The sequence below is a fragment of the Actinoplanes couchii genome (assembly GCF_016862075.1).
In the GTDB taxonomy this organism is placed as follows: Bacteria; Actinomycetota; Actinomycetes; order Mycobacteriales; family Micromonosporaceae; genus Actinoplanes; species Actinoplanes couchii.
In genome coordinates this window covers 22,682-38,998 of the sequence record NZ_BOMG01000094.1, presented here as the reverse complement: position 1 = coordinate 38,998, position 16,317 = coordinate 22,682, and the positions used below count along the sequence as shown (strand labels likewise).

Here is a 16,317-nt window from a genome sequence, read left to right as displayed (position 1 = left end):
TCCGGGTCAGCCGGCCAGGTCGGCGGCGATCAGCAGGCGGCGCCACGGGTCGGCGTACTCGCCGGTCTTGCGGTGCAGGTCGTCGGCGGTGCCCTCGCCCAGGACCAGGTCCACCAGCTCGGGGTAGCGCTCGCCGAGGACGAACCGGTCGAAGAACGTGACCAGGTCCGGCGCGAGTTCCCGGATCAGGCCGTCGACGTCGTCGTGGTCGCTGAACAGCTCGATGTAGTCGTCCGGATCGATGTAGCGGACCCGGCCGTCCTCGACGCTCATCAGGATCTGGGCGCCGCCGTAACCGGAGCCGTCCTCGTCCTCTTCGGTCATCCCGGGCAGGTGCTCGGGCTGGGTCCAGATCTCGGCGCCGATCTGCAGGTGCTCGCCGTGCGGAAAGCCGTCGGTCAGGCGGGCCGCCCAGGCCTCCGGCGACCGGATCGAACGCGGCGCCTTGAACAGGAAGTTCCGGCCCTGCAGCCGCCCGAACAGGCGGAACACCTCGATCGTGCCGGCTGGCAGCTCCGGGATCGGGGTGAGGTCGGCGCCCGGGGTGAGGACGGCGCCGAACCGGTGCTCGGCCTCGACGGCACGCAGAGTCTCGAGCTTGTCCTGGAGCGTCACTCGACCAGCCTCACCTTCACCGGGGTCTCCGGGTCTACCTTCTTCAACGCCAGGTGGATGTCCGAACCCAGATGCCGGTTGGTGTAGGCGTCCATCAACCGCAGATTACTGTGGACGTCCATGCCTTTGAGCTGCAACTCGTGGATGTGATCCGGGTCGAGCGCCTCACCGGCCCGGCGGGGTGTCCCCCGGCCCCGGTACAACTTGTTCAGCAGCTGCTGGTTGGCCGGATCCCGCACCTTCCGGTCCTTGCGCGTGCCGTCCGGGTTCTTCGTTCCGGCCTTGCTGAGCCGGGTGATGATCCGTTCCCGGAAGATCCGGGTGACGGTCCGCGGGACGGCCTTGCGCGGGAACTTGTCGGGCTGCTTGTGCGGGACGCCCGGCCGCTGGGTCTTCTCACCGGCCTTGAGCAGCACACCCTCGTCGCCGAGGGCGTTCAGGTCGAGGGCCTTGCGGCGGAAGTCGTCGGCGTGGAAGTCGCCGCGTTGGTGCACGAGCAGATCGGCAGACGCCGGTTTCGGGCCGGTACCCGCCTGGTACGCCTCCCAGTCGGCCTGGTTGGCCAGGATGACCGAGGTGCCCTTGCCCGCGCGCCCGGCCTGGAACTGGGCCTTCAACGACGCGGTGAGCTGGACGACACTGCCCGCGCCGCCGCCACGCACCCGCGGCCCGCCGCCTCCGCCACCGGATCGGCTGGTGGGGGCGGCACCGCCGCCATGTGTGGTCGCCATCGGCCGCTCACCCCCGGTTGATCAATAGGCGAGCCGGATTCTAACAACGTGGGTTTCCCGGCCCAGCGGCCCGGCATTAGGGGTCATCCCCCTTTCGAGTGATCTCCGGGATTTCTAGGTTGATGCCAATGTGGACCTTCTGGAGACGTGCGTACGAGGCGGGGACCTGGCGGCGCATCGGATACGCGATCATCGCCCCGCCCCTTCATCTGATCAGTGCCGTGCAGGTGCTGACCGGCCGGACCGCCGCGGCAGCGGACCGTCAGCGGCGCCTGGCACGTGGCCTGACCGGCGACCCGCAACCCCCGAACGCGCCCGGCGAGGTCTCGCCGATGCGGGTCCTCGCCGGTGCGCTCGGGGGTGTCGGGACGGGTGTGCTGGGCTGGCTGGTCCTTCAGTACCTGGCCCTGCACATCGTGATGAACGTCGGCTATCCGGTGCGCAGGTACGTGGGCGACGGCCCGTGGGGGCTGCGCCTCGTCTCGCGTACCGACAGTGAATGGGTCGGGGAATACGTCAACGCGTGGGGCGGCCCGACCCTCGCCGGAGTCTGGGCCGTGCACGCCGGCCTGGTCATGGTGCTGACGGTTCCGATACTGCTGTGGGCGATGCGGGGTCTGACCCGGTTGCAGGGTCGCGTGATTCACCGAGCGGACGCCACGCCCCCACGGTGATGGCGACCATGACGACGGCGGCGGCCCAGAACGGGGTGGTGACCGCCCACACCCCGGCGAGGACACCGCCGAGCAGGGAGCCGAGCGCCGCCCCGCCGGTCTGCAGCAGGAAGTAGACGCTTGACACCCGGCCGCGTAGGTGGTCGGGGACCGCCTTCTGGCCGATCGTCGCGACGAGCACACCCCACACCATGGTGTGCACGCTGAAGACGACCAGAACGGCGGCCGCCACCCACGGTGACGTCGTCACGGCCAGGGTCAGATGGACACCCACCTCGACGATCAGCCCGGCCCGCAGCAGGGCGGGGTTGCCGAACCGGCGGCTCAGGCGGGCCGCGACGCCCGCGCCGAGCAGGCCTCCGGCGGCGAACGCGGTGAGCAGGACGCCGTAACCGACCTCGTTCAGGCCGAGGCGGTCGCGGCAGTAGAGGACGAACACCGCGAACGCCGCGCAGAAGGCGATGTTCCCGATGCCCATGGTGATCGCCGTGGTCCGCAGCAGCCGGTGGCGGCCCAACCAGCGGATCCCGGCGCCGATCTCCCGGCGCAGCGAGGTGCGTTCGTGCGCCGGTGACGGCGGGACCGGGCGCAGGCCGGCGATCAGCGCGGCGGAGGCGGCGAAGGTCAGCGCGTCCACCCCGAACGGCACCGCCGCGGACACCACGAACAGCCAGGTGCCCAGCGGTTTCGCGACGAACTGGTTGCCGATGCCGAACGTGACGCCCAGCCGGGTGTTGGCGCTCTGCAGGTGCTCGGGCGCGACGACGGCGGGGATCATGGCGCCCATGGCGTTGTCGGCGAGGGTCTCACCGACCCCGAGCAGGAACACCACCAGGTAGATCACCGGGATGGAGACCACACCGGCGGCGATGGTCACGGTCAGCGCGGCCAGCGCGGCGGCACGCAGAAGATTGACCACCACCACTGTCGTACGCCGGTCCAGACGGTCCACCCACGCGCCGCTGATCAGGCCGATCAGCAGGCAGGGCAGTTGCTGGGCGAAGACGGCGCCGGCGATCAGCGACGGGTCGTCGCTGACCGAGGCGACCAGTAGCGGACCGGCGGCCATGGTGACGCCGTCGCCGATGTTGGAGACGGCGGACGCGGTCCAGAGACGGTTGAAGTCCGCGCCGAGACGCGCGGAGAAAAGGGCACGCAAAACGAGCTCCTCGAGCCAAGAAGGAAGAGTTTGGCGAGGAGCCGGCCGATCAGCGTGTCAGTCGGCCCGCTCCTCAGGCGAGAGAGCGACCGTGACCATGGTGAGAAGCATTCCCACTCCATTTCCGTTGGCGCCCCGGATCCTATCGAAGGTTGCGGATCACAGGGTGGGAATTACCGGGCGGATCGTGCCGTCGGTGTTGAACTCCAGACGGTCGATGGCGGTCTCCCGGTTGGTGCCGTCACCGGCCGGAACGGCGAACCGGTGGTAGGCGATGTACCAGGTGTCGGTGCCGGGGACCTGCACCACCGAATGGTGACCGGTGCCCTTGATGCCCAGATCCAGACGCTTCTGCAGTACGACTCCCCGGTTCGTCCACGGGCCCAGCGGCGAGGTGCTGGTGGCGTACGCGACCCGGTAGTCCTCGCTGCGGGTGTCGTTCTCCGACCACATCAGGTAGTAGGTGCCGTTGCGCTTGAGCACGAACGGCGCCTCGTTGTAGCCACTGGGCGTGATGGTGCGTACCTGAGCCGGGTCGTAGGAGGTCATGTCGGTGTTGAGCGGCACGACACGGCACACGCCCTGACCCCAGTAGAGATAGGACCGGCCGTCGGTGTCGGTGAAGACCGCCGGGTCGATGGCCTGGCCGCCGGAGAACTGGCTGCTCGTCACCAGCGGGCGGCCGAGGGCGTCCCGGAACGGGCCGGCCGGCGAGTCGGCGACCGCGACACCGAGCTGCTTGGCGGTGTTCCCGCTGGCCAGGCCACCGGAGAAATACAGGTAGTACCTGCCGTTGGCGGTGGCGACGGCGGGCGCCCAGGCCGAGTTGTCGGCCCACGACACGTCCGGGCCGTGGTCCAGGATCACGCCGTGGTCGGTCCAGTTGACCAGGTCGGTGGAGGAGAACGCCTTGTAGTAGGTGCCGCCCCAGCCGGCGTACCCGTCGGTGGTCGGGTAGAGGTAGTAGCGGCCGTTGAAGGTGGTCAGGTGCGGGTCGGCGAACAGGCCGGGCAGCACCGGGTTCTTGTTCGTCTTCGGCGCCCACGCGGTGGTCAGGCGGAACGAGCTATCCGCCCGGAACGCCGCGGTGTCCGCGACCGGGTCCAGCCAGAGGGCGTAGTCGCGGTGGCGGACCCGGCGGTCCGGATAGTTGTAGGAGGCCAGCGCGATCGACCCGGCGACCGAGCCGTCGGCGGCGCAGAAGGTGGCGTCACCGCGGAACGTCGCGTCGCCGGTGTTGGTGTCCAGGCGCAGCCGGTAGTCGCGGTGCCGCAGGAACTGCCCGTTCCTGGCCTGGAACGAGTAGCAGGACGGTGACGCCAGCCCGTTGACCACGGTGAAGCTGGCGTCGAGTTTCTCCTGGGCGGTGCTGATCGGGTCGATGCGGGCCAGGCTGTCGAGGTGGCGGACGTACCGCCCGGGGTAGTTGACCGACTCCAGCGACCGCGTGCCGGTCGGCAGGGTGGCGGCCTGGGCCGCGGACCCGGACAGAACGACGACACATCCGGTGAACAGGGTCGAGGTGGCGAGCAGGGCGCGGGCTGTCATGCCGCCACGATGTTAACGATCACACCCCCCTGTCAACGAACCGAACACGATCGATCAGGCCTGATCAGGCGGGATATCATTCTCCCGGCCGATTCGTCGATTCGATCGTGGGACGGGATCCAGCAGATGAAGTTCCACGTCCGGGACATCCCGTTCTCCTGTCGGGGCTCCTGGTTCGGCATCTCCCCGGTCATCGCGGAGAACACCGTCGCCGACGACCTGCACCTGGTGTCACATCAGCACGGCATGCATCCGGTGCTGCGGTTCGCGCCGGCCGGGGCGGCCACGGTGACCGCCACGCCCGCCCTCCTGACCTGGGATCTCGACGACGGGCGCATCGAGCTGACCTACGAGGGGCCGGACACCGTCCGGGTCCGGAGCGCCGGGCCGGGGATGCGGATCACCGCGGCGGCCGGCACGCTGACACCGTTCAGCGGCACCTACCTGTACCGGGATCCGGTCGACGGCGGGTACGTGTTCACCTCCTACGAGACCGGCCGGCGGTACCGGATCACCCTGCTGTCCGGCGAACCCGATCAGGTTCTCGGCGCCGGATCCCTCGGGGCGGCCGAGCGGGGCGTCGTGCTGCCACCCGGCCGGCCGTGGGAACTCGCGATCGAGGAGTACGAGACCGCCCGCGCGCCCTACCGCACGGAGACCGGATTCGATCAGCTGCACCGGGCGACCGCGGCCGCGTTCACCGGGTTCGCCGACTCGGTGGCACCGTGGCGCAGCTCCCGGACCCCGGCCGCCGAACTCGCCGCCTACGTGATGTGGTCGGCCACCGTCGATCCCGCCGCGCTGGTCACCCGCCCCGCCGTGCTGATGAGCAAACACTGGATGGACAAGGTCTGGAGCTGGGACCACTGCTTCAACGCGATCGCCCTCGCCGCGGGCGATCCGCAGTTGGCGTGGGACCAGTTCCAGCTGCCGTTCGACCACCAGGACGCGAGCGGGGCGCTACCGGATTCGATCACCCATTCGGAGGTGCTGCACAACTTCGTCAAGCCGCCGGTCCACGGCTGGGCGTTGCAGCACCTGCGGCAGTGGCTGGGTGCTCCGGTCGACCGGGCCGAGCTGTCCCGCACCTACGAACGGCTGGCCCGGTGGACCCGGTTCTGGCTGGACGCGCGCCGGGCGCCGGGATCGGAGCTGCCGTACTACACCCACGGCAACGACAGCGGCTGGGACAACGCCACCACCTTCGACGGCGGCCGGCTGGTGCAGACCGCGGACCTGGCCGCGTTCCTGGTCATGCAGCTGCGCTGTCTGGCGGAGCTGGCCGGTGAACTCGGCGAGCCGGCCGGGCCGTGGCAGCAGACCGCCGACCGGATCCGGGCGGCGATGGTGAACGAACTGTGGACCGGTGACCGGTTCGCGGCCCGTGACCCGCACACCGGCGCCCTGCGGACCGGCACCAGCCTGCTCGATCTGATGCCGATCGCGCTCGGGGCGGAACTGCCGGAGCCGATCGCCGCGGCCCTGGTCGACCGGCTCGGCGCCCACCTGACCGAGCACGGCCCGGCCACCGAGCCGGTGGACTCGCCGCACTACACGGCCGACGGCTACTGGCGGGGCCCGATCTGGGCGCCGTCCACGGTCCTGATCGAGGACGGGCTGCGCCGGGCCGGTCACATCGAGCTGGCCGACGAGATCAGCCGCCGGTTCCGGGCCCTGTGCGAGAAGTCCGGGTTCGCGGAGAACTTCGACGCCGAGACCGGCGCGGGACTGCGCGACCGGGCCTACACGTGGACCGCGAGCAGCTATCTGATCCTGGCCGCCGCCCACGAGCACCGCCTCGAAGGAGACCACGACGCATGACCGTTCCACCGTCTTCCGAGCCCGGTTGCCTGCACCTGCATGTGCCGTACGACGGTCCGCCGCTGGTGGCGGAGCCGAGCGGGCAGTTCATCGGGCCGGACGACGATCCGCAGCGGTACGAGTTGTTCAGCCGCCAGCGGTTCGGCACCGAGGGGGTCGTGTGGCAGGCCCGGCGCCGCGGACACGCCGACGGCCGGGCCGCCTTCGCGATCAAGGTGTTCGCGCCGGTGCCGGGGGCCGAGACGGATCCGCTGCCGCCCGGGGACCTGCGGCGCTGGCAGGACCAGCTGGGACGGTTCGACGCGGTGTCCAGCCCGCATCTGCCCGGTCTGCGGGACGTCTTCGTCGCCGCGGACACCCGTAAGCCGGCCGGGCCCCGGTTCCACCTGGTGACGGACTGGATCGACGGCCCCTCGCTGGACGACCGGATCCGGTCCGGGAACGACTCCACGCTCGACCGGCTGGGTCACGTCCGGGACCTGGCCGCCGCCTACCAGGCCCTGCACGTGGCCGGTGCCGGGCACCCCGACCCGCTGATCCGTCATGACATCAAGCCCACCAGCGCGGTGGTGCATCCCGGCCGTGGGGCGGTCCTGGTCGACGTGGGCCGGCTGCATCCCGGCCCGGACGGTTTCCTCCCGAGCCGCTGGCAGCGCAGCCTGTTCGTGGCGCCGGAGTTGCATGCCGCCCCGTTCGGCCCGCGCTCCCCCGAGTCGGATCTGTACAGTCTCGGCGCGCTCGCGTTCTTCTGTGTCACCGGCTACGCGCCGGCCCAGGACATGGCCGCCATCCGCCACGAACTGGCCGAGGCGCTGACCGGGCCGGGCATCGACAGCCCCGGTGAGCTGGCCGCCCACCTGGCGGCCATGCTGGAACCGGACCCGGAGCAGCGCCCGCCCGACCCACTGGCCTGGGCCGACCACGCACTGGCCCTGGCCACCGACCGGCCCCGCGGCTGGTGGGCGCGCATGTTCGGCGGTCCGGTTTCCCCGTCGTAACCGAGAAGGCAATGGGGTCAGGCGGGTGTCAGCCGCCACAGGTTGTCGGCGGTGCCGTTGTCGGGGTCCTGGACTGCCTGGGAGCCCTGGGCGGTCGCGTTGTTCAGGACTGCCAGGAGTTTGCCGCTGTTGGCGTTGCGGATCTTGTAGGTGCCGTTGCCCTGGTCGAGCAGTTGCCAGCGGTGGTCGGCGGTGCCGTTGTCGTCCCACTGCAGGACGACGGCGTTGTCGGCGGTGGACATGTTCTGGACGCCGAGCACCTTGCCGCTGTTCAGGTTGCGGAACCGGACCGCGTCGCCGTCGGGGATCCGGGCCCAGCGGTGGTCCGCGGTTCCGGTGTCGCCCCAGATCAGGGCGAGACCGCCGTTCGCCACCGACATGTCCTTCACACCCAGGACCAGACCACTCAGAACATTGACGATTTTGTACGTCTGAGCAGTCGTCCAGTAGACCGTGTAATTGAAACCGTGCGCCTCGTGGAACGGCACCAGGCCGACGGTCGCCCCGTTCGCGCTGGCCGAGGTCCGGGTGATCGACCCGACGTCGAGTGACGGCGGCGCCGACAGGGCGGTGTCCCCGTAGTTCCCGGCGAGCACCATCGGCCCGTAGGTGATGGCCTGCACGTCCGGCTGGTCCGGTGTCGGCCGCAGCACGATCCGCATCGGCAGCTTGACGACGATGACGTCCCCGGCCGCCCAGGTGCGGGTGACCGTGGCGTACCCACCGGCGGCCGGTGTGGCGACGACCGCCCCGTTGACGCTGATCGAGGCCCCGGACGTCCACGCCGGAATCCGTACCCGGATGCTCCACGATCCGCTCATCGACCCGGCCAGGGTGAGCGTGCTGGTGTCGCTGGTCGGGAAGGTCGTCGACTGGGTGACCGTGATGCCGCGCGCGGTCCACGTCAACGTCGACGGCACGAACAGGTTGACCGTCAGCGTCGACCCGCTGTAGTGGTAGATCGACTCCATCAGCCTGGTGTTGACCTCGACCCCGGTCCCCTGACAGCACCAGAAGGTGGTGTAGTCAGTCGACCAGGTGCCTCCGCCCCAGGCCGGCCCGACACCCCGGCGTCCACCGGCACGCAGCGGCGTGAAGTAGGTGACGTGCCCGAAGGACGAGGCCGGGTTCTGGGCGCCGACCACATGGTTGAGCAGCGCCTGCTCGTAGAAGTCGAAGTATGCCGACCGGTTCGGGTCGATCAGCCACAGTTCCTGGGTGAGCCGCAGCATGTTGACCGTGTTGCAGTGCTCGCAGGTGTCGTTGGTCAGGTAGGACGCGATCGCACCCGCCGGCCGGAAGTGCTCGGCCTGGCTGTTGCCGCCGATGGCGTAGGTGTGCGCGCCGGTGGTGATGTTCCAGGCGTTGGTGGCGATGTCCCGGTACCGCGTCGTGCCGGTGGCCTTGAACTCCCGCGCCGCCCCGATCCACTTCGGCACCTGCGTGTTGGCGTGCAGCCCGTTGAGCCGGTCCTGTCCGGAGGCGAGCGGGTCGAAGACCGTGGCGTGGTCGAAGCGCTGCGCCACGGTCAGCCAGCGGGCTTCGCCGGTCTGCTGGTAGAGGTCGGTGAGCACGGCGTTCATCCCACCGAACTCGGTGCCGAGCATCGCCTGCATCTGTGCGGTGGTCAGCGCGGCGGTCCGGGTGTCGACCCAGGCGGCCAGGTTCCGCAGTACGGTCTGGGCCTGGGTGTTGCCGATCAGCCGCCACACGTCGAGCAGCCCGGCCATGGTCTTGTGGATGCAGTAGTAGGGCACGTTGCCGTTGCTGAGGGTCCGGTTCTCCACAGCGGTGATGTCGGCTTCCGGGAACCCGGACAGGTAGCCGCTGGCCGCCTGGCATGTGGCCAGCTCAGCAACCATGTAGTTGGCCTTGTCCCGGCACACGGTGTCACCGAGCACGGCCCAGGCCTGGGCCCAGGCGGTCAGGAAGTGCCCCTGCACGTGGCTGCGGAACGGGAAGGTGGGCGCGTCCCAGCCGCCGTTGGCGGTGGCGCCGCCGGTGGACCGGCCGTGGTTGACGCGGAAGACGTAGAGCAGCCGGTCGACGTCGACGAACCGCAGGTAGCTCAGGGTGCGGTTCTGGTTGTCCAGAAGACGGCCGGCGGTCAGGCGTACCTGGCCGGGGGTGAAGGGGTAGGCGGCGACGCCGAGGTCGGCCCGGACCGGCGGGATCACGGCAGCCGCGGCGGGGGTGCCGCGCAGCAGCGTCGATCCGGCGGCCGAGGCGAGGACGGCGCGCCGGGAGACGGGGAGCGGGGACACGGGGAACCTCCGGGTGGCTGTCGGGGTTGTGACGAGAGGCGGGGAATCCGGATCGGGAGGTGGCGTTCCCTCAGAAGCGGGTCCAGCGCTGGTGGGCGGCGGCCGAGCAGGTCCACAGGATGACGGTGGTGTTGTCGGCGGTGGCACCGCCGTTGACGTCCAGGCACTTGCCGGACTGGGTGCCGCGGATCGTGCCGTCGCTCTGTGACGTCCACTGCTGGTTGGTGCCTGATCCGCACGTCCAGAGGATCACCCGGGTGCCGTCGGCGGTTCCATTGTTGTCGGCGTCCAGGCACTTGCCGCCGATGCGCAGCTGGCCGGACGTCTCGGTGACGACCTGGGTCACGCCGCCGTTGCAGTCCCAGATCACCGCCTGGGCGCCGTCGACGGGGGCGCCGCCGAGCACGTCCAGGCAGCGGTTCGAGGCGGTGCCGCGCAGGCTGTACGTGGTGGTCGGGGTGGTCGAGCCGGTTCTGACCCGGTACATGACCACGCCGTGCGGCGGGACGGTGGCGCTGATCGTGCTCGCGGTGTTGCGTGACGTGTTGGTCCAGACGTCGTACAGCTGGTATCCGGAGGCGGCCGGCATGCCGATCTCGGTGGCGGTGGTCGACACGGTCGCCGTGTTGTTCGACCGGTTGAGCAGGGCCACCGCGCCGGAGCCGTCGCTGAGGGTCTTGGCCCAGACTTCGGTGTCGCCGTAGTCGCGGACGCGCTGGGCCTGGCGTCCGAGGCTGTCCTGGTTGATGGCGAGGACGTCCGGGTCGGTCAGCACCGTGCGTACGTCGGCGGGCATGGTGGTGATGTCGTTTCCGGCGATCAGCGGGGCGGCCATGATCGCCCACATGCTGAAGTGGGCCCGGTTCTCCGTCGGCGTGAAGGTGCCGCGGACGCCGACCTCGAGCATGTCCGGGTCGTTGAAGTGCTGCGGACCGGCCCGGGAGTACAGGGGCGCTTGGACGTCGAGGATCTCGGTGACGCCCATGAAACAGTCGGCGGTGCAGCCGGTGCTCCACCGGTCGGTGATGTCCTCGGTGGTACGCCACATGTCGGCGACCGGGCCCCAGTCGTACGCCGGACCGGTGTTGGTGTGTGCGCTGTTGGAGTTGATCGAGTAGACGATCGGGCGTCCGGTGGCCCGCAGCGCGTCGCGCATCAGGGTGAAACCGGCGACCTGCTCGTTCAGGGTGCCCCAGGGTGAGCACCAGTCGTATTTGAGGAAGTCGACACCCCACGAGGCGAAGATGGTCGCGTCCTGCCGCTCGTGGCCGAGGGCTCCGGTGGAACCGCCGAGGGCGTTGAAGTACTGGGCGCAGGTCTTCTCCCGCGGCGCCTGGTAGATCCCGAACTTCAGGCCCCGGCCGTGGATGTAGTCGCCGAGCGCCTTCATCCCGGACGGGAACCGTACCGGGTCGGAGCGCAGGTTCCCGGCCGCGTCGCGGGTGGTGGCCTGCCAGCAGTCGTCGACCACCACGTACTCGTAGCCGGCGGCCTTCATCCCGGAGGACACCATGGCGTCGGCGGCGGCCCGGATCTTGGTCTCGTTGATGTCGCAGCCGAACGTGTTCCAGCTGTTCCAGCCCAGTGGCGGCCGGACCGCGGGGCTGCCCGGCGCGGCCGTGGCCGGCGCCGGAACGGCCACGGCCGTGGCGGCCAGGACCACGGCGAGCGCGATCCTTCGCATCAGGACACTCAACAGCATCAGGACACCCGGAAGGTGGCGTCCTGGCGCTCGGTGGCGGCCGTGCCGATCGGGTCGATGCGCAGCACGTAGCCGGAGTGCCGCAGGTAGCGGTCCGGGACGTTGTACGAGCGGAACGACGACCAGCTCGCGTCGGCCAGCCCGGCGACCCGGGTGAACGTGGCGTCGCCGCGGAACGTCGCGGTGCCGTCGTTGGTGTCCAGGCGGATCGCGTAGTTGCTGTGCCGCAGGTAGCGGCCGGGATAGTTGACCGACTCGAACGAGACGCCGGCGGAGTCGGCCAGCCCGGCGACCATCCGCCACAGCTGGTCCTCGTGCGGGTCGAACGGGTAGGCGTCGATGCGGCCGAGGTTGTCGGCGTGCCGCACGTACCGGTCCGGGTAGTTGTACGACTTGAGCCGCACCCAGTTCGGCAGGCCCCAGCGGGCGACCAGGGCGTCGTACTCGGCGGCGGTGATGCCGACGATCGAGCCGTGTTTGGCGTTCAGCGGCGGGGTGAAGTCGCGCTGGCCGAGCACCGTCCACGAGTTCGCGCCGACGTTCGTCGTCGACCACGCGTAGTAGTCGTTGTTGACCGGGCTGAACGAGTCGCCCCACAGCCGCCAGCCGCTGCCGGTGTTGTTCCTGATCAGCAGGGGCGCCTCGATCGCGTTGCCCTGGCGTAGACCGCTGGTGTAGTTGCTGTAGGTGTTCGGTTCGCCGGAGCTGGAGCGGGCGCCGTACAGCAATCCGTCGTTGAGGTTCTTGTAGTACATGTAGAACGTCGAGCCGTCCGCGACGATGTCGGCGTCCAGGACCGGGTATCCGGGGCTGAAGTAGGCCTGGTTGGCGCTGACCGTCCGGAAGTCCGACGTGTAGTTGACCATGAAGACGTCCTGGCCGTTGTTGGCCGAGTAGACGATCGCGTACTGGTTGCGGGCCGGCACCCAGAACGCGGTCGGCGCCCAGGTGTGGGTGTTCAGGCCGTGCATCCGGATCCGGCGGTAGTTGGTCAGGCTGGTCAGGTTCGCCGAGTCCCAGACGTGCAGGTACTGGTTGTTCTCGGTGAAGATGCGCCCGCGCAGGTCGGTGGCGAGCACGACGAAGGTGCCGTCCTGTTTGCGCAGGATGAACGGGTCGCGCAGGCCGAGGGTGCCGGCGGTGGGGGTGGCCACCGGGTTGTTCTGGTTGAGCGGCCGCCAGTTCAGGCCGTCGGTGCTGACGGCCAGGTGCAGGGCGTAACTGTCGCCGCTCTGGTTCGGGGTCTCCTTGAAGTAGCCGAAGACATAGGCGGTGTTCGCCGCCAGCGCCGGGGATTGTGCGCCGATGACGGTGACACCGCTGGTCAGCGCGGTCATGGCGGCGATGCGGGTGAAATCTCTTCGGGACAGAGGCACGGGGCTGCCTTTCTGTTTCCAGAGTGTTTCCGGGCAGTGTTATCGCTCACATGGATGACTGTCAAGGTGATGGCGACGGGCGACGATAGATGCTCATCGAGTGGCCCACCTCGTCGATCGGGGGGCCGCTGGTGGCCAGCAGGGTGGCGAGGCGGCCGGTCGCCAGAGCCACCGCGCTGTTCGAGACGACCAGCAGGCCGTGCACCTCCGACGGCCGCACGAGCAGCGGATTCCGGGCGGTGATCGCGTACGCCTCCGGCACCCCGGCGCCCTTGTACACCAGCCAGACCGGTTCGCCGGGATATCGCTCGCGCAGATGCCGGCCCAGCCGGCCCAGATCCTGGCCCCAGTCGACGTTGGCGTCGTGCAGGTGCAGATGTGTCCGGGACGGACCGCCGAAAGCCTCGTTGGAATACGGCAGATAATAGGGAAACGTAGTCATCGAACTGGCCGCTACCACGATCACTAGCACCATTGCCATGCGGCGTACGACCACCAGCCCCGCCGCCGCCACCGCCAGAAAGAGCGGCACCACGATCGCATACCGGGTGCCGTAATTGCGGGCCCCGGTCATCGCCACCGCCAGCAGCAGAGCGGGCGGCACCAGCACGTAGAGGGCGGCCACCCCACGCGTCCGGTACAGTCCGCCGATCCAGGCCGCCAGCATGCCGAGCGGGGTCTTCACCAGGAGCGCCGCCGGCAGGTAGTACCAGAGCGCACCTTCGTAACGCTCCCCGAAAAGGAATCCGCGAAAGGTGGAGTCCTCCATGGCGAACTGCATCCGCATCCCGTCCCGATAGGGCTCCGGAAACGGCAGCAGATCGGTCAGCACCGCCCGCCAGCCGTGAATGTCCGGCATGTTGTCCGGCGCGACCCAGTGCAGCCCGGGATCGACGGCGAGATAGCTCAGCCAGACCACCACGGTCGCGACCCCCGCCACCAGGGGCAGAACGACCCAACGGCGGACGCTCAGGTACGCGAGGAAAAGGACCAGTGGCAGCGCCGGAAGCGCACTCGCCCGGGTGGCCAGCGCCATTCCCAGAGCGGCACCGGCCAGTGCCAGATGACACCACGGTCGCGCCGTCCGGGCGCGCCACGTCAACCAGACGGCGGTGAGCAGGAATCCGGCCGTGGGCAGATCCAGAGTGGCCAGCGATCCGTGGGTGAGGACATCGGGTGAGAACGCGAACATCGACAGCGCCAACAGTCCGCCGGTCGTATCGGTCAGATCGCGGGCAAAGGCGAAGACCACCAGACCGAACAGCAGCGTCAGTACGATCATCGGCAGCCGTGCCAGCAGCATCAGCAGCCCCGGCTCGTTTCCCGCCTCGTAGAGAACGTGCCGGCCCAGTTCGCTCTGGTTCCCGGCGAATTCCGGATCCAGGTGCGGCTGTGCCAGGGCCAGTCCGGAGGCGATGATCAGTTTTCCGAGCGGCGGATGTTCCGGGTTGTAGCGGAGACTGTGCTGCTCGAGGTAGGTGACCGCGGTTCCCACGTACACCGGCTCGTCGATCGTCGGGGTCTGCTGCACCGCCGTGACGATCATGACGATGGCCATCTGCACGAGCAGGAGCGGGACCAGCAGCTTCGGTTGCAAAATCGATTTAGCGCGCGCTACGGCGACACTCAAGGAGCACTCCAGGGTCGGTTACCGGATGCGGGTCAGGTCCAGCACCGTCTTGCCACCGTCAAAACCGAGATCGATCACGTCGTACGCCATCTCGCCGCGCACCGTGGCCACCGCGCCGGTGGTCCGGTCCCACAGGTGGCTGCCGGTCGTGGTCGAGGTCGACTCCCGGGGCGTCCGGGTCGTCACCTGCACGAACCGTCCCGACGTGTCGAAGAAGGCATCCGCCCGGTCCCGCAGATCCAGGGTGAACCCGGTGCGGACCTCGTTCGCGCCGGTGGCGTCCCAGAACACCACCGCTCCCCCGTCGTGCCCGGCACAGGCGGCGACGGCGCAGCTGATGATCGACGCCCGGCTGACCGGCGTCGCCGTCTGCCCGGTGACCACGTTGCGGTAGGTGGGCACGGACCGCGGCGCGGTCAGCACGCTCGCCAGGCTCGGATAGGGTTCCCACACCCGCGGCAACCGGTTCGCGGCACCCGGCTGCGGCACGCCGCTCACCGCCCACGGGCCGTCGACCAGCACATATCCGTCACCGGCGGCGACCGGGACCGGCTCCTGGCCGGCGGCGAGCCGGTACAGACGATGCGTCCAGAGGTTGCCGCTCTTCGTCGATCCGACGGCGTAGAAGGCGTCACCCGACTCGGTGACCGCGACGTCCATCGCCGGTAGGCGCCCGAGATGCACCGCCGGGCCGTCGTCACGCCACGGCTGGACGTAGACGTCCACGCCGTCGCCGGTGGCCATCGACCAGACGATGTGGTTCGCGGTGATGCCGAGATCACCCGGCCAGTCCGCCGGGAAGATGCCGTCCAGACGCCGGACCTTCGCGCCGTCCAGCAGCACCGGCGCACCGCGCTCGGGGCGGACCAGATAGACGCCGTCACCGAGCGCGGCCTCGACCTGGTAGCGCACGTCCCCGCCGGTCAGGGGCGGCAGCGTGACGACCGCCTCCGGCCACACCGCACGGACGTCGCGCACCGGACCGGCATCGGCCGGCAGGCTCTCGGCGGCCGGTCGCACGGTGACCACGCCGGTGATCGCCAGCAGCACGGCGGCCAGCCCGGTGATCGCGGCGGCCCGGCGGCGTCGCCGCTGCCCACGGCGTCTGGTCACGGTCTCCGGGAAGCCCGGCGCCACCGGTGGTGCGGAGGCGAAGGCCGCTCGGAGGGTACGGGTGAGATCGTTCTCGACGTCGGTACGCATCACAGTCTTCCGCTCAACACAGTCTTCCGCTCAACTCGGCGACCCGAAAGTTCTCGACCCGGCGCAACTTCTCCAGCGCCCGCGACGCCTGGGTGCGGACGGTGACCCGGGTGACCCCCAGCTCGTCGGCGATCTCCTCGTCGGTGAGCTGTTCGAAGTAGCGCAGCACCAGCACCACCCGCTGCCGGGGCGGCAGTTCACCGACCGCCTGCCACAACCCCATGTCACCGTCGGCGGCACGCAGCCCCGAGTCGTCGTAGCTCTCCTCCGGCAGGTTCCGCACCGGATGCTCCCGGCGACGGCGCCGCCACCAGCTGATGTGCAGTCGCGCCATGGTGGTCCGGACGTACGCCTCGGGGTCGCCCCTGGCATGCACCCGCCGCCACCGCTCGCCGAGACGGGCCAGAGCCTCCTGCGCCAGATCCGCCGCGTCGTGCGGGTTCCCGGAGAGCACGTAGCCGTATCGGACCAGGGCGTTCATGCGGTCACGGACGAACGACTCGAAGTCGTCGGCCATTGCTCACCTCCCATGGTTCGGTCCAACACGCTCGAAGCCCGCAGACTGTTGCACGCCCCCGCAAAAAATTCGGTACACC

General features: G+C 69.7%; 13 protein-coding genes. 3 read left to right on the top strand and 10 right to left on the bottom strand.

Translation table 11 applies throughout. The features are described 5' to 3' along the window. Window positions 1-6 precede the first annotated feature (6 nt). Together Aco03nite_RS37090 and Aco03nite_RS37085 are read right to left on the bottom strand one after the other, a co-directional pair. On the bottom strand, window positions 7-615 hold the full coding sequence (locus Aco03nite_RS37090; protein WP_203804727.1) for a hypothetical protein: 609 nt from the start codon (window positions 613-615) through the stop codon (window positions 7-9). Beyond that, window positions 612-1,346, bottom strand: a complete 735-nt coding sequence (locus Aco03nite_RS37085) for a hypothetical protein (protein ID WP_203804724.1) — start codon at window positions 1,344-1,346, stop codon at window positions 612-614. The genes Aco03nite_RS37090 and Aco03nite_RS37085 overlap by 4 nt, the downstream gene beginning before the upstream one ends. Window positions 1,347-1,474: 128 nt before the next feature. Between Aco03nite_RS37085 and Aco03nite_RS37080 the strand changes: the two genes are divergently transcribed. Continuing rightward, complete coding sequence (locus Aco03nite_RS37080) at window positions 1,475-2,020, top strand: hypothetical protein (protein WP_203804706.1); 546 nt, start codon at window positions 1,475-1,477, stop codon at window positions 2,018-2,020. On the opposite strand, the gene Aco03nite_RS37075 is transcribed toward Aco03nite_RS37080, so the two are convergent. Both Aco03nite_RS37075 and Aco03nite_RS37070 read right to left on the bottom strand, forming a co-directional pair. Further along, window positions 1,920-3,179, bottom strand: coding sequence for an MFS transporter (locus Aco03nite_RS37075; protein ID WP_203804703.1), 1,260 nt, complete (start codon window positions 3,177-3,179; stop codon window positions 1,920-1,922). The two genes, Aco03nite_RS37080 and Aco03nite_RS37075, sit on opposite strands and share 101 nt — an antisense overlap. A gap of 159 nt (window positions 3,180-3,338) precedes the next feature. Further along, window positions 3,339-4,727 carry a family 43 glycosylhydrolase gene (locus Aco03nite_RS37070; protein WP_203804701.1) on the bottom strand — a complete coding sequence of 463 codons (1,389 nt, stop codon included), beginning with the start codon at window positions 4,725-4,727 and terminating at the stop codon, window positions 3,339-3,341. Between the two features lie 126 nt (window positions 4,728-4,853). Between Aco03nite_RS37070 and Aco03nite_RS37065 the strand changes: the two genes are divergently transcribed. Then, entirely contained in the window at window positions 4,854-6,548 is a 1,695-nt protein-coding gene (locus Aco03nite_RS37065) for an amylo-alpha-1,6-glucosidase (protein ID WP_203804699.1), read from the top strand. Continuing rightward, a complete protein-coding gene (locus Aco03nite_RS37060) occupies window positions 6,545-7,546 on the top strand; it encodes a protein kinase family protein (RefSeq protein WP_203804697.1) in 1,002 nt (333 codons plus the stop codon). Before Aco03nite_RS37065 ends, Aco03nite_RS37060 begins: the two co-directional genes overlap by 4 nt. Window positions 7,547-7,563: 17 nt before the next feature. On the opposite strand, the gene Aco03nite_RS37055 is transcribed toward Aco03nite_RS37060, so the two are convergent. From Aco03nite_RS37055 to Aco03nite_RS37030, 6 genes are all read right to left on the bottom strand, one after another. Beyond that, the gene (locus tag Aco03nite_RS37055) at window positions 7,564-9,810 is read right to left on the bottom strand and encodes a beta-L-arabinofuranosidase domain-containing protein (RefSeq protein WP_203804695.1); all 2,247 of its coding nucleotides are present in this window, start codon (window positions 9,808-9,810) and stop codon (window positions 7,564-7,566) included. Window positions 9,811-9,880: 70 nt separating this feature from the next. Continuing rightward, window positions 9,881-11,494: a glycoside hydrolase family 27 protein gene (locus Aco03nite_RS37050; RefSeq protein ID WP_203804693.1), complete on the bottom strand. Its 1,614-nt coding sequence runs from the start codon at window positions 11,492-11,494 to the stop codon at window positions 9,881-9,883. 17 nt (window positions 11,495-11,511) lie between these two features. Then, window positions 11,512-12,888 carry a glycoside hydrolase family 43 protein gene (locus Aco03nite_RS37045; RefSeq protein ID WP_239145747.1) on the bottom strand — a complete coding sequence of 459 codons (1,377 nt, stop codon included), beginning with the start codon at window positions 12,886-12,888 and terminating at the stop codon, window positions 11,512-11,514. Between the two features lie 61 nt (window positions 12,889-12,949). Beyond that, window positions 12,950-14,485 carry an ArnT family glycosyltransferase gene (locus tag Aco03nite_RS37040; RefSeq protein WP_239145746.1) on the bottom strand — a complete coding sequence of 512 codons (1,536 nt, stop codon included), beginning with the start codon at window positions 14,483-14,485 and terminating at the stop codon, window positions 12,950-12,952. Between the two features lie 51 nt (window positions 14,486-14,536). After that, window positions 14,537-15,721, bottom strand: a complete 1,185-nt coding sequence (locus Aco03nite_RS37035; protein WP_203804690.1) for a hypothetical protein — start codon at window positions 15,719-15,721, stop codon at window positions 14,537-14,539. A 13-nt stretch (window positions 15,722-15,734) separates the two neighbouring features. After that, complete coding sequence (locus Aco03nite_RS37030) at window positions 15,735-16,238, bottom strand: SigE family RNA polymerase sigma factor (RefSeq protein WP_203804687.1); 504 nt, start codon at window positions 16,236-16,238, stop codon at window positions 15,735-15,737. Between the last annotated feature and the right edge of the window lie 79 nt (window positions 16,239-16,317).